Genomic DNA, 13,449 nt, shown 5'->3' with positions numbered 1-13,449 from the left:
ATGAGTACCCCCCAAGGCGCGGCGCCGGCAGAACAACCGAAGAACAGCAAGCGCACGCGGATGATGCTGCTGCTGGCCCTTGTCATCATCATTGCCGCAGTCGGCTACGGCTTCTATTACTTCAGCTACGCGCGCTTCCATGAAGACACCGACGACGCATACGTGAACGGCAACGTCGTTCAGATCACGCCGCAGGTCGTCGGCACCGTCATCGCCGTCAATGCCGACGACACGCAGACCGTCCAGGTCGGTCAGCCCGTCGTCATGCTCGACGCCGCCGATTCGAAGATCGCGCTGCAACAGGCCGAAGCCACGCTCGCGCAGACGGTCCGCCAGGTCCGCACGCTGTATGTGAACAACAACGCGTATCAGGCCGACGTCCAGCAGCGCCAGGCCGACGTCTCGCGCGCGCAGGACGACCTCAAGCGCCGCCTCGCGGTCGCGCAAACGGGCGCCGTGTCGCTCGAAGAGATCTCGCACGCGAAGGATGCCGTCAAGGTCGCGCAGGCTGCCTTGATCGCGTCGGAGCAGAACCTCGCGTCGAACCGCGCGCTGACCGAGCGCACGACGATCGCACAACACCCGAATGTGTTGGCCGCCGCCGCCAAGGTCCGCGACGCGTACCTGAATTACGCGCGCAACACGCTGCCCGCGCCCGTGACGGGCTATGTCGCGAAGCGCTCGGTGCAGGTCGGCCAACGCGTGTCGCCGGGTACCCCGCTGATGGCCGTCGTGCCGCTCAACGGCGTCTGGATCGACGCGAACTTCAAGGAAGTCCAGCTCAAGAACATGCGCATCGGCCAGCCCGCCGAGCTGACCGCCGACGTGTATGGCAACTCAGTCGTGTTCCACGGCAAGGTCGTCGGCTTCTCGGCCGGCACCGGCAGCGCGTTCTCGCTGCTGCCCGCGCAGAACGCCACCGGTAACTGGATCAAGGTCGTGCAGCGCCTGCCGGTGCGCATCGAGCTCGATCCGAAGGAACTCGAAGCGCACCCGCTGCGTATCGGCCTGTCGATGCAGGTCAATGTCGAGACGAAGGAAACGAACGGCGGCGAACTCGGCAACGCGAAGAACACGACGTATGAAACCGATGTGTTCGCGAAGTACGGCGAACAGGCCGATGCCGAAATCGCACGCGTGATCGCCGAGAACACGGGCTCGACGTCGCTCGCCACGAAGTAATCAAGGAAGACTCGATGGCGCAAGCCCAGCATATCGAACACGGGCCGCTGAGCGGCGGCGCGCTCGTCATCGGTACGATCGCCGTATCGCTCGCGGTCTTCATGAACGTGCTCGATACGTCGATCGCGAATGTGTCGATCCCCTCGATCTCGGGCGACCTCGGGGTGTCCTCCGATCAAGGCACGTGGGTCATCACGTCGTTCGCGGCCGCGAACGCGATCTCGGTGCCGTTGACCGGCTGGCTGACCCAGCGCATCGGACAGGTTCGCCTGTTCGTCTGGTCGATCGTGTTGTTCGTGATCTCGTCATGGATGTGCGGCCTGTCGCCGACGCTCGGCGCCCTGCTCGCCTCGCGCGTGCTGCAGGGCGCGGTCGCCGGTCCGATGATCCCGCTGTCGCAGACGCTGCTGCTCGCGAGCTATCCGCGCGCGAAGGCGCCGATGGCGCTCTCGCTCTGGGCCATGACGACGCTTGTCGCGCCGGTCTGCGGACCGATTCTCGGCGGATGGATCTCGGACAACATCTCATGGCCATGGATCTTCTACGTCAATATCCCGGTCGGCATCCTCGCCGCGTTCGCGAGCTGGTGGGTGTTCCGCTCGCGTGAATCGGCGACGCATCATCTGCCGATCGACGGCGTCGGTCTCGGGCTGCTCGTGATCTGGGTCGGCTCGTTGCAGGTCATGCTCGACAAGGGCAAGGATCTCGACTGGTTTTCGTCGCCGACCGTCGTCGCGCTGGGCCTCACCGCGGCGATCTCGTTCGCGATCTTCGTGATCTGGGAGCTGACGGAGAAACACCCCGTCGTCGACCTGATGCTGTTCGCGCGACGCAATTTCACGGGCGGCACGATCGCGTTGTCCATCGGCTATGGTCTGTACTTCGGCAATCTCGTGCTGATTCCGCTCTGGCTGCAGACGACGCTCGCGTACACCGCGACGAAGGCCGGCCTCGTGATGGCGCCCGTGGGATTGTTCGCGATCCTGCTCTCGCCGTTGACCGGGAAGTTTCTGCCGAAAACCGATCCGCGCTATATCGCGACCGCATCGTTTCTGATCTTCGCGCTCGTGTTCTGGCTCCGCTCGCTGTACACGACGAACGTCAACACGTATTGGCTCGTGATGCCGACGCTGCTCCAGGGCGTCGGCATGGCGGGATTCTTTATCCCGCTCGTCTCGCTCACGCTCAACGGTTTGCCGGGCAACAAGATCGCGGCGGCATCGGGCTTGTCGAATTTCGTGCGGATCATGTGCGGCGGGATCGGATCGTCGATTTTCACGACCGCGTGGGATCGGCGCGCGACCCTGCACCATGCGCAGCTCATGGAGCAGGCGACCCCGTATAACCCCGTGTTCATGCAGCAAGTCCAGCAGTTCCAGCAGCACGGCGACAACGCGGTCGGCTATCTGTGGTTCAACAATTCGGTCTCGCAGCAAGCCGCGATGCTCGGCGTCAACGATCTGTTCTGGCTGTCGTCGGCGATTTTCGTCGCGCTGATCGCGCTGATCTGGATCACGAAGCCCGAACGCTCGACGCCCGAATCAGCGGCGGCGGCATCAGCCGCGCACTGAGTCGGTGACGCAATAGCTGACACGGTATCGCCGATGGCCCGACGTCCGGGTCATCGGCGAACGCAAAAAAGAAAGCGCTGGATGCCGATCGGTATCCAGCGCTTTTTGTTTGGGTCGGTGAAATGTCGCTTTTATGCCGCGGACGCGATCAGCCGCTCAGGCGCAATCACCCCGTCCTGCAATCGCGCGGTGCCGAGCAAATGTGACTCCGACGAATACACACGGACACGCTCGGGATCCGACGCCGATCGTTCGCGCACGCGAAGCTTCTGCCCATGAAGGAAACGCCGCGTCTGTTCGGCATCGAGATCGATACGCTCGAACGTCGACAACAGCGCATCGACGGGTGCCAGAACGGCGTCGCGCGCATCGACGGGCATCGCGTCGATCTGTTCGAGCGTGACCGCGCCGTCGAGTGTCAGCGCGCCGACGCCCGTGCGTCGCAACATCGTCAGATGCGCGCCGCAGCCCAGCGCTTCGCCGATGTCCTCGCCCAGCGTGCGCACATAGGTGCCCTTGCTGCACGTCACGCGTATCGTCGCGAACGGCAGCGTGCAATCGAGCAACTCAAGCCGATGAATCGTGACGGCGCGCGCCTCGCGTTCGAGCGTCTGGCCCGCGCGCGCATATTCATAGAGGGGTTTGCCGTCACGCTTGAGCGCCGAATACATCGGCGGGACCTGCAGAATCTCACCCCGGAATCGATCGAAAATCGCGGCGACCGCGGCCGCGTCGCATTCGACCGCGCGCGCTTCGACGACCTCGCCTTCCGCGTCGCCCGTCGTCGTGCGCGCGCCGAGCTTGAGCGTGGCTTCGTAGGTTTTGTCGGCCTCGAGCAAGTCCTGGGAGAATTTCGTCGCTTCGCCGAAACACAAAGGCAGCAGCCCCGTGGCGAGCGGATCCAGCGTGCCGGTATGCCCGGCCTTCTTCGCGCTGAACAGTCGCTTGGCGCGCATCAGCGCATCATTGCTCGACAGGCCGAGCGGCTTGTCCAACAGCAACACGCCGTCGATCAGACGGCGCGGAATCTTCTTGGGTGCATTCATAGCAAGCTATCGCCGGCGCGAACGTGCGCGCGTGAGACCGTCGCGATCGCGTCCGACCGATATCGTCATTCGCCGGCAGGCGCCTCGTCATCGTCCTTCGCGCGCGTCGCATTGGCCGCGTCGATCAGACGCGACATTTCGACCGCGCGCTCGACCGTCTGGTCATAGACGAAATGCAGCGTCGGCACCGTATGGATATGTAAGCGCTTGAACAACAGATTGTGCAGATGCCCCGATGCATGATTCAACGCGACCTGCGTCGCCTTCGGATCGCCGGTCAGCGTCGTGAAGAAGATTTTGGCATGCGCGTAATCGGGCGTGAGCTCGACGCTCTGGATCGTGACGAGACCGATACGCGGGTCCTTGACCTCGCGCGCAATCAACTCGGACAGATCGCGCTGGATCTGGTCGGCGATCCGCACATTGCGGTTCGGGGAAGCACTTTTTCTTGGCATGACTGACTCCGGTCAAACGCGGCCATCGCACCCCGATGGCCCGTCCGAGGCCGACGGCGCCGTCGCGGCGCGCATTTCGGACACTCGCGCGAGGCCCGACAATGCACGCGCTCGACGCGCCTGCGATCGGCCTCACAAATGAATTCGGCGGCCTGAGCCGCCGAACTTGGCCCGAGATCGCGCACGCATGCGCACCCGGGTCATCGATCACACGGCCGCCCCGTCTTCGACGCGGGCGACCCTTGATGCTTACAGCGTACGCGCGACTTCGGTGACTTCGAAGATCTCGAACTGATCGCCTTCGACGATGTCGTTGAAGTTCTTGACCGACATACCGCACTCGAAGCCTTGCTTGACTTCCTTGACGTCATCCTTGAAGCGCTTGAGCGAATCGAGCTCGCCCGTATGAATGACGACGTTATTGCGCAGCACGCGGACCGACGACGAACGCTTGACGATACCGTCCAGGACCATACAGCCGGCAACTGCGCCGACCTTCGGTACCTTGAAGACCTGACGGACTTCGACGAGACCCGTGATGACTTCCTTCTTCTCGGGCGCGAGCATGCCCGACATCGCCGCCTTCACCTCATCCACGGCGTCGTAGATGATGTTGTAGTAGCGGATATCGACGCCGTTCGCTTCGGCGAGCTTGCGCGCCAGTGCATCGGCACGCGTGTTGAAGCCGATGATGACCGCCTTCGATGCCGTCGCGAGGTTGACGTCCGACTCGCTGATGCCGCCGACCGCGCCATGCACGATCTGCACGCGCACTTCGGTCGTCGAGAGCTTCGTCAATGCATGCACGAGCGCTTCCTGCGAACCCTGAACGTCGGCCTTGACGATCAACGGCAGGTACTGGACCTCGCCTTCGGTCATCGAGTCCATGAAGTTCTCGAGCTTCGCGGCCTGCTGCTTCGCCAGCTTCACGTCGCGGAACTTGCCCTGACGGAACAGGGCGATTTCACGCGCCTTGCGCTCGTCCGGCAGCACGATGACTTCCTCGCCCGCGTTCGGCACTTCCGACAGACCTTGAATCTCGACCGGAATCGACGGACCGGCTTCCTTCGTGGCCTTGCCGTTCTCGTCGAGCATTGCGCGCACGCGGCCGTAAGCCGTACCCGCGAGCACCATGTCGCCGCGCTTGAGCGTACCCGACTGAACGAGCACGGTCGCGACCGGACCCTTGCCCTTGTCGAGCTTCGCTTCGATCACGAGGCCCTTCGCGGGCGCATCGACCGGTGCCTTGAGTTCGAGCACTTCGGCCTGCAGCAGCACGTTTTCGAGCAGATCGTCGATGCCCATCCCCGTCTTCGCGGAGACCGGCACGAACGGCGCATCGCCGCCGTACTCTTCGGGCACGACGCCTTCGGCGACGAGTTCCTGCTTCACCCGCTCGACGTTCGCGTCGGGCTTGTCCATCTTGTTGATCGCGACGACGATCGGCACATTGCCGGCCTTCGCGTGCGCAATCGCTTCCTTCGTCTGCGGCATCACGCCGTCGTCGGCCGCTACGACCAGAATCACGACGTCAGTCGCCTGCGCACCGCGCGCACGCATGGCCGTAAAGGCCTCGTGACCCGGCGTATCGAGGAACGTCACGACGCCGCGCGGCGTCTCGACGTGGTATGCGCCGATATGCTGCGTGATCCCGCCCGCTTCGCCCGCTGCGACCTTCGCGCGGCGGATGTAGTCGAGCAGCGACGTCTTGCCGTGGTCGACGTGACCCATGACCGTGACGACCGGCGGACGCGGCAACGCCTCGGCGTCGTGCGCTTCGCCTTCGATGCCTTCCGTCAACAGCGCTTCGGGATCGTCGAGCTTCGCGGCGACCGCACGGTGACCGAGCTCCTCGACGACGATCATCGCCGTTTCCTGGTCGAGCACCTGATTGATCGTGACCATCTGGCCGAGCTTCATCATCACCTTGATGACTTCCGAAGCCTTCACGGCCATCTTGTGCGACAGGTCGGCGACCGAAATCGTCTCCGGCACGTGCACTTCGCGCACGATCGGCTCGGGCGCCGTGAACGACGAACGGTCGTCCTGATGCTTGCCGCCGCGACCGCGCGGACCGCCGCGCCAGTTGCGATCGACACCGCCGCTCGAATCTCCGCGCGTCTTGATGCCGCGGCGCTTCGATGCGTCGTCCTGCCAGCCGCCGGGCTTCGCACCCGGTGCGCCGCGCTTCTTGTCGCCGGCATTGCCCGGCGATGCGGGCGCGGGCGTCTGCGCGTTCGCCGGACCGGCCGGCTTGCGTTGCGCGACCGGTGCCGGACGCGCGGGCGTCGACCCTTCGGGACGTGCGGGCTTGTGCAGCGTGCCCTTGGCTTCGGCCGCCTTTTGCGGCGCCGGAGCCGGCGCTTCGACCGGCTTCGGCGGTTCGACGACCTTCGCCTTGCGCGGCGTGTTCATCATCTCGCGAATCGCGCGCGCTTCGGCTTCAGCCGCGGCGCGACGCTTGCGGATCGCATCCTCTTCGGCGCGCGCGAGATCCGCCGCTGCCTTCGATTCGGCCGCAGCCTTCTCGGCTTCGATGCGCTTGGCTTCGCGTGCGGCGTTCGCCTTGTCGTCGGCTTCCTTGTCGGCAGCCTCCTTGCGTACCTGGGCTTCGCGATCGTTCGCGCCCTGCGCAAGCGCGGCCTTCTCGGCTTCGGCGCGCGCGGCACGTTCGGCGGCCTCGGCCGCTTCGCGCTGAGCCGCTTCTTCCTCGGCCTTGCGACGTTCGGCGGCGGCGGCTTCTTCGCGGCGCTTGCGTTCCTCGGCTTCGCGCTCGAGTTGTTCCTGGCGAGCCTGCAGCTCGCGCGCCTCGCGCTCGAGCTGCTCCGCGCGTTGCGCTTCCTCGGCCAGGCGTGCGGCTTCCGCCGCGTCTTCGCCGTCGGTCGCGCCCGGTACGTCCGTACCGTCTTCGCGCTTGACGAACGTGCGCTTCTTGCGAACTTCGACCTGAATCGTGCGAGCCTTGCCCGTCGCGTCGGATTGCTTGATTTCCGACGTTTGCCGGCGCGTCAGCGTGATCTTGCGCTTGTCTGCTTCGCCTCCGCCGTGCGCACGGCGCAGGTGATCGAGCAGGCGCGCCTTGTCCGCCTCGGACAAGGCATCCGCTTCACTCGCTTTCTGCACACCCGCCGCCTGCAGTTGTTCCAGCAGCACACCGGAGGGCATCTTAAGTTCTGCGGCAAATTGGGCTACGTTGTTGCTCGCCATTCAAACCTCATCGAGCAGGGCCTCAACGGCCCTGCAGTTAAACAATCCCGACCCGCTCTATCTAGACTCGCATACTGATCTCACTGAAACCAGTGCTCGCGCGCCTTCATGATCAGCGCCTTTGCGGATTCCTCGTCCATCCCGGTCAAATCGACCAGCTCGTCGACCGCGAGCTCGGCCAGATCGTCGCGCGTCTGGACCTTGTGCTCCGCGAGCTTGGCGAGCAGTTCCGGCGTGATGCCGTCCAGGCTCTTCAGGTCGAGGGCGACATTCTCCACCTTTTCCTCGTTCGCGATCGCCTGCGTCAGCAAGGCGTCGCGCGCGCGGTTACGCAGTTCGTGCACAGTTTCCTCGTCGAATGCTTCGATCTCGAGCATTTCGTTGAGCGGCACGTACGCGATTTCCTCAAGGCTCGTGAAACCTTCGTCGATGAGGATGTCGGCGACTTCCTCGTCGACGTCGAGCCGCGAGATGAACAGATCGCGATACGTCGAGCGTTCTTCGGTCTGCTTCGCGGCCGATTCATCGGGCGTCATGATGTTGATCTGCCAGCCCGTGAGCTCGCTCGCGAGACGCACGTTCTGGCCGCTGCGGCCGATCGCGACAGCGAGTTCGCTCTCGTCGACGACGACATCCATCGCGTGCTTTTCCTCGTCGACGACGAGCGACTGAACGGCGGCCGGCGCGAGCGCGCCGATGACGAACTGCGCGGGGTCTTCCGACCACAACACAATATCGACGTTCTCGCCGCCAAGCTCGTTACGCACGGCCTGCACGCGCGAACCGCGAATGCCGACGCACGTGCCGATCGGGTCGATGCGCTTGTCGTACGCGACGACCGCGATCTTCGCGCGCACACCCGGATCGCGCGCGGCCGACTTGATTTCGAGCAGGCCTTGCTCGATCTCCGGCACTTCGAATTCGAACAACTTCATCAGGAACTCGGGCGCCGTGCGCGAGAGTTCGATCTGCGGGCCGCGGGCCGTGCGGTCGACCTTCGTGATGTAGGCGCGCGCGCGGTCGCCGACCCGGAGGTTTTCCTTCGGGATCATCTGGTCGCGACGCAGCAGCGCTTCGACGCGGCCCGATTCGACGACGAGATTGCCCTTGTCGAGACGCTTGACCGTACCGGTCATGATCTTTTCGCCGCGCTCGAGGAAATCGTTGAGGATCTGCTCGCGCTCAGCGTCGCGGACCTTCTGCAGGATGACCTGCTTGGCGGCTTGCGCGCCGATGCGGCCGAACTCGATCGACGCGATCGGCTCTTCAACGAAATCGCCGACTTCGAGGTTCGGATTCTGTTCGCGCGCCTCGAACAGCAGAATCTGCTGATCGGGCTCTTGCAGACCCGCCTCGTCGGGCACGACGAGCCAACGGCGGAACGTTTCGTGTTCACCCGTTTCACGGTCGATATGCACGCGGATATCGGCATCGTCGTAAAGCTTCTTCGTGGCCGACGCCAGCGCGGCTTCAAGCGCGGCGTATACGACGTCCCGATTGACGTTCTTCTCGCGCGCCAGCGCATCGACCAGCATCAGTACTTCGCGACTCATTGTTTGCGGCTCCTAAAATCTACGTGCGGAACAAGACGTGCCTTGTCGAGATCGGCCAGGGTGAAATCGAGCATGGCCGGGCCATCCTTTCCTTCGAATTCCAGTCCTATCGTCTCGCCCTCCGGCGCATGCAGCACACCGCGGAACTGCTTGCGGCCATCGAGCGGCTTCTTTAACGTCACCGACGCCTCGCTCCCCGCGAAGCGCGTGAAATCCGCGAGCTTCTTGAGCGGGCGGTCGAGGCCGGGAGACGACACCTCGAGACGTTCGTAATCGACGTTCTCGACGGTCAAAACGTGTTGCAGTTGGCGCGTGACTTTCTCGCAATCTTCGATTGCGATGCCCGTCGGCTGGTCGATGAACACGCAGAAGAAACCGCGCCCCGTTCGTTCGAAGTCGACCAGTTCGTAGCCGAGGCCCGTCACCGTGCTTTCTATCAGTTCGGTCAGTTGCACCATAATTCCAGGAGTCATTGCAAAGCCCGGAGTGGTGAACCCGTCCGGCTGTCATTCGTCGCTCTGGTCGCTCGGCCGCCCGTTCGCTTGGCTGCGGCAGCAACCGGCTCCGTGAGCCAGCGAAGGGATATCGTGCGAAACCGTTTTGGCAAAAAAAAATGGGCGAAACGCCCATCATCTCTTGCCGGTGGTCGCTCGTTGGGCCGCGCATCTGCGCATCGAACACATCACCCAGCGACTTCGAGATTTTACACTTTATTCAATGCGTTGGCAAACTGCGCCTGGCGCGCGGGCCGCGCGCGGCGGCCCGTCCAGGGGCAGTGCGGTGTTCAACGTCCGCGGCCGCGATTGCGTTGACCGCCGCGGCCGTTGCCCTGACCGCCCGACTGGCCGCCATTGCCATTGCCACCCGCGTTACCGCCGCCGCCATTTCCGCCGCCGTTGCCGCGCGCGCCGCGCGGACCGTTGCGACTGTTGCCCCGGCCGCCCGCGACGTTGCCGTTCGCGTTGCCGTAGCCGCCCGCATTGCCGCGATCGCCACCCGACTCGCCCTTACGCGGCGCACGATTGCCGATATTGTCGGGAAGATGCGCGGTGTTGCGCGGCGTTCCCGTAAAGACACCCGTGAACTGCGACGGCGCGCGACGCGGTCCGCGCGGCCCGAATCGCCCGGCGCCCGGTTGCTCGGCGGCGAAGCCGAGCGCGGTTTGCATCGGATCGGGTTGACGGCGCTGCGGGGCGTTGCCGCGCCCATTGCCGCCACGCTCCTCGGCCGGCGCTTTCAGACCGACCGCGCTCATGAGCGCGCGGACCTGGTTGTCCTCGAGCTCTTCCCAGCGCCCGCGCTTGAGCCCGCGCGGCAGCGTCACCGGACCGTGGCGCGTGCGGATCAGCCGGCTCACGGTCAAACCGACCGCCTCGAACATGCGCCGCACTTCGCGATTGCGACCTTCCGACAACGCGACGTGATACCAGCGATTCGTCCCTTCCCCGCCGCCATCCGCGATGCGCAGGAAATTCGCGGGGCCGTCGTCGAGTTCGACGCCGCTCAGCAGCTTCTGGCGCGAGCCTTCCGCAAGTTCGCCGATCACGCGCACCGCATATTCACGCTCGACGCTATAACGCGGATGCATGAAACGGTTCGCGAGGTCGCCCGAAGTCGTGAGCATCAGCAGACCTTCGGTATTGAAGTCGAGACGCCCGACCGCCAGCCATTTGGCCGTCTTCATCGTCGGCAGCTTGTCGAACACCGAGGGCCGGCCCTCGGGATCGGAGTGACTGACGATCTCGCCCGTCGGCTTGTGATAGATGAGCACGCGGGGCGGCTTGTTCTGGATCTTGCGCTTGACGGGCTTGCCGTTGATGCGGACCTGGTCGGTCGGCATGATGCGCTGGCCGATATGCGCGGGTTCGCCGTTCACGGACACGCGGCCCGCGAGGATCAGCTCTTCCATGTCGCGGCGCGACCCCATGCCGGCTTCGGCCAGCACCTTGTGGAGCTTCGGCGCGTCGTCGTCGGCCGCCAGCACGCGCTTGGGCTTGTCGGCGGGCTTGCGGCCGCGGCGCAGCATCGGTGCGCGCACGCCCGTGCCGCCGCTATTGTCCGCGTCGAACGCGGGCGACGTCACATACGCGAACAGATCTTCGGATTCTCCGGCCCCGTTGGCGTCGGCCGATCCCGCGCGCTTGCCGTCCGCGCCGCGTGCGCCTTGCTTCGCATTCGCGCCGCCTTGCGCGCGATTGCGATTGCGGCCGTTGTTCTGACGGCCTTGGCGATCGCCGTTCGTCTCGGCGCGCGGCGCCTCACTGCGCGTGTCATTGCGTCGGCCCCGGCGTCCCTGCGCCCGGCCTTCCGTACCGGCTGCCTGGGTATCCGTCGTCGCACCCGCGTCGCCTGCGCGCTCCGCGCCGTCGAACTCGGCCACGTTAACCGAATCACCGCCGGATGCCGCGTCGCCGCTCGTTGCCGTCGTCGTCGCGCTCGCCGTATCGGCTGCGGCATCGGCCGTGCGCTTGCGGCGCGGGGCCGCGCTGCGCCGCGCCCGTCCTTCGCGCGGCGCGCCTGCGTCGCCCGATTCCGGGTTCGCGCGCGCCTCGGCGCCCGACACGTCGCCGGACCGATCCGCGTGTGCGCCATCGTCGCCTTCCGACGCGGGCGCTTGCGCGCGCTCGGCGACATCCGGATTTTCGTCGCCATCACGCGCCTTGCCCGCTCGGCGACGCGCGATCAAGCTGCGCGGACCGCGACGCAGACCGCGGCGCGTACCCCGTTCGCCCGCGTCCGCGCCGTCGGCGCCTTCAGCGCCGTCGGCCGCGCCGGGCGACGCCGATTCGGCCTGCGCCTGAGCGGCGGGCGCATCGGCGACCGCATGCTCGGCAGCCGGTGCGGCGGCAGCCTTGGCGGACTTCGCGCGCGATGTCCGCGCGCGGGCCGGCTTCGGCTGCTCTTCGCGCGACTCGGGCGAATCGTTGAATTGTTCGTCTTTCAAACTAAACCTCTGAGAGTCTTGACCGGGCCGCCCCATACGGGTGCACACCGGCCGTCCTGGTCTTGATCAGGCGTCGCGCGGCATCTCGTCGGGGCGCGCAGCCAGTGGATCGTTCGATTCGTCCTGACCCGGATCCGTCGCGAAGGACGCGTCCGTGTGCAAGCGCTCTTGCGGCCGATGCGCGTCGGCATCGGCCAGGGTGATGTCGTGCGCGGCGGGATGCGACGCCGTTTCCGTGCCGGATGCCGCGCTCGCGCCGTCTTTACCGTCTGTGTCGTTCGCGTCGGTTGCCGCCTCGACCGACGCACCGAGATGCGGGGGCGCCGCCTCGACAACCTCGATCGCCGCGTTATCCGTATCCGTCGTCGCGTCGGCGGCCACGTCGAGATGCGAGGCCGTCTCAGGCGTTTCGGCTGCCTCGGAACCGGCGGCGCCCTCGGCAAGTTTCGTTTCAATCTTGGCTTCGGCAACCGCCTCGACCGTCGTATCGCGAGCGGGGCCCGCCTCACGCGCTTCGATCGCCTCACCCTCGGCGCCGTCCGCGGCACGCTGTCCGTTCGCTGCCTGCGCAACGGCCGCCGCGACCTTTTCGGCGATTTCGTCTTCGGGCAGATCTTCGAAGGCGATCGCATGCTGCGCCAGCAGATCCGACTGGACCGCCGAATCCGGCGTCACGAGCGAAGGCAGTTCGTCGAGCGCCTTGAGACCGAGATCGTCGAGAAAATGACGCGTCGTCGCGTAAAGCGCCGGACGGCCCGGCACGTCGCGATGCCCGATGACTTCGATCCAGTCGCGATCCTCGAGCTGCTTGATGACCTGCGTGCTGACCGCGACGCCGCGAATTTCTTCGATATCGCCGCGCGTGACCGGCTGGCGATACGCAATGATCGCGAGCGTCTCGAGCACCGCGCGCGAGTATTTCGGCGGTTTTTCGGGATGCAGCCGATCCAGATAGACGCGCATCGCGGGCTTGCTCTGAAAACGCCAGCCGCTCGCGAGGGACACGAGTTCGACACCTCGTCCCGACCACTCGCCGCGCAGATCTTCGAGCAGGGCGCGCACCGTGTCGGCCGAAACGGGCTCGGCAAACAATTTGCGCAGCTCGCCCAGCTTGAGCGGCTCCTGTGCACAGATCAACGCAGTCTCGAGGACGATCCTTGCCTCTTGAGTATTCATGCAGCTAGTCCCGACCTGAGCGGTCAGCAGAACGGGATCAAAAGAAACTGGAATGGGGAGAAACGCTCGTCCGATTGTGATCGGTCATAGTCACGGGAGCGTATCTCGGGAAGGCCGACGCATCGTCAACGATCGGCCGCATCACTTCTTGCCGTCGGCGTCCGGCTCTACCGCTCGGACGCAAGGTGCCACACACCCGGCGAGCCATTGCAGCGCGATCTGCGGCTGCTTTGGCAGCAGACTCCGACCGTGGCCCATACGCGCACACACGAGAGTCGCCTGATAACGCCGCATCTTACGCAAAAAGAATCACGC

Annotated in this window: 9 protein-coding genes; 2 read left to right on the top strand and 7 right to left on the bottom strand. The window is 65.3% G+C overall.

The annotated features are described in order from the left end of the window. Entirely contained in the window at positions 1-1,182 is a 1,182-nt protein-coding gene (locus tag D7S86_RS19160; RefSeq protein WP_121088464.1) for an HlyD/EmrA/EmrK family protein, read from the top strand. Between the two features lie 14 nt (positions 1,183-1,196). After that, positions 1,197-2,753, top strand: a complete 1,557-nt coding sequence (locus tag D7S86_RS19155) for a DHA2 family efflux MFS transporter permease subunit (RefSeq protein ID WP_121088463.1) — start codon at positions 1,197-1,199, stop codon at positions 2,751-2,753. A gap of 131 nt (positions 2,754-2,884) precedes the next feature. Here D7S86_RS19155 and truB read toward each other — a convergent pair whose 3' ends face one another. The 7 genes from truB to scpB all read right to left on the bottom strand — a co-directional run bounded on the left by truB (position 2,885) and on the right by scpB (position 13,134). Beyond that, on the bottom strand, positions 2,885-3,799 hold the full coding sequence (gene truB / locus D7S86_RS19150; RefSeq protein ID WP_121088462.1) for a tRNA pseudouridine(55) synthase TruB: 915 nt from the start codon (positions 3,797-3,799) through the stop codon (positions 2,885-2,887). A 65-nt stretch (positions 3,800-3,864) separates the two neighbouring features. Then, positions 3,865-4,254 (bottom strand): 30S ribosome-binding factor RbfA, encoded by a 390-nt coding sequence (rbfA, locus tag D7S86_RS19145; protein WP_121088461.1) that lies wholly within the window; start codon positions 4,252-4,254, stop codon positions 3,865-3,867. Positions 4,255-4,503: 249 nt separating this feature from the next. After that, positions 4,504-7,461 (bottom strand): translation initiation factor IF-2, encoded by a 2,958-nt coding sequence (gene infB, locus D7S86_RS19140; protein WP_121088460.1) that lies wholly within the window; start codon positions 7,459-7,461, stop codon positions 4,504-4,506. A gap of 80 nt (positions 7,462-7,541) precedes the next feature. Further along, positions 7,542-9,014, bottom strand: a complete 1,473-nt coding sequence (nusA, locus tag D7S86_RS19135) for a transcription termination factor NusA (protein WP_121088459.1) — start codon at positions 9,012-9,014, stop codon at positions 7,542-7,544. After that, entirely contained in the window at positions 9,011-9,469 is a 459-nt protein-coding gene (gene rimP / locus D7S86_RS19130; protein ID WP_121088590.1) for a ribosome maturation factor RimP, read from the bottom strand. Before rimP ends, nusA begins: the two co-directional genes overlap by 4 nt. Positions 9,470-9,798: 329 nt before the next feature. Then, the gene (gene rluB / locus D7S86_RS19125) at positions 9,799-11,577 is read right to left on the bottom strand and encodes a 23S rRNA pseudouridine(2605) synthase RluB (protein ID WP_420813264.1); all 1,779 of its coding nucleotides are present in this window, start codon (positions 11,575-11,577) and stop codon (positions 9,799-9,801) included. Positions 11,578-12,024: 447 nt separating this feature from the next. Further along, positions 12,025-13,134, bottom strand: coding sequence for an SMC-Scp complex subunit ScpB (scpB, locus tag D7S86_RS29830; RefSeq protein WP_166444140.1), 1,110 nt, complete (start codon positions 13,132-13,134; stop codon positions 12,025-12,027). Positions 13,135-13,449: the final 315 nt, after the last annotated feature.

The sequence above is a fragment of the Pararobbsia silviterrae genome (assembly GCF_003628125.1).
Classification (GTDB): Bacteria; Pseudomonadota; Gammaproteobacteria; order Burkholderiales; family Burkholderiaceae; genus Pararobbsia; species Pararobbsia silviterrae.
This window is presented reverse-complemented; position numbering and strand designations above follow the sequence as displayed.

Excerpts from the sequence above, each read along its gene's own strand:
- D7S86_RS19160 (WP_121088464.1), top strand. The coding sequence starts at position 1 with ATGAGTACCCCCCAAGGCGCGGCGCCGGCAGAACAACCGAAGAACAGC.
- infB (WP_121088460.1), bottom strand. The coding sequence starts at position 7,461 with ATGGCGAGCAACAACGTAGCCCAATTTGCCGCAGAACTTAAGATGCCC.
- truB (WP_121088462.1), bottom strand. The coding sequence starts at position 3,799 with ATGAATGCACCCAAGAAGATTCCGCGCCGTCTGATCGACGGCGTGTTG.
- nusA (WP_121088459.1), bottom strand. The coding sequence starts at position 9,014 with ATGAGTCGCGAAGTACTGATGCTGGTCGATGCGCTGGCGCGCGAGAAG.
- scpB (WP_166444140.1), bottom strand. The coding sequence starts at position 13,134 with ATGAATACTCAAGAGGCAAGGATCGTCCTCGAGACTGCGTTGATCTGT.
- rbfA (WP_121088461.1), bottom strand. The coding sequence starts at position 4,254 with ATGCCAAGAAAAAGTGCTTCCCCGAACCGCAATGTGCGGATCGCCGAC.
- D7S86_RS19155 (WP_121088463.1), top strand. The coding sequence starts at position 1,197 with ATGGCGCAAGCCCAGCATATCGAACACGGGCCGCTGAGCGGCGGCGCG.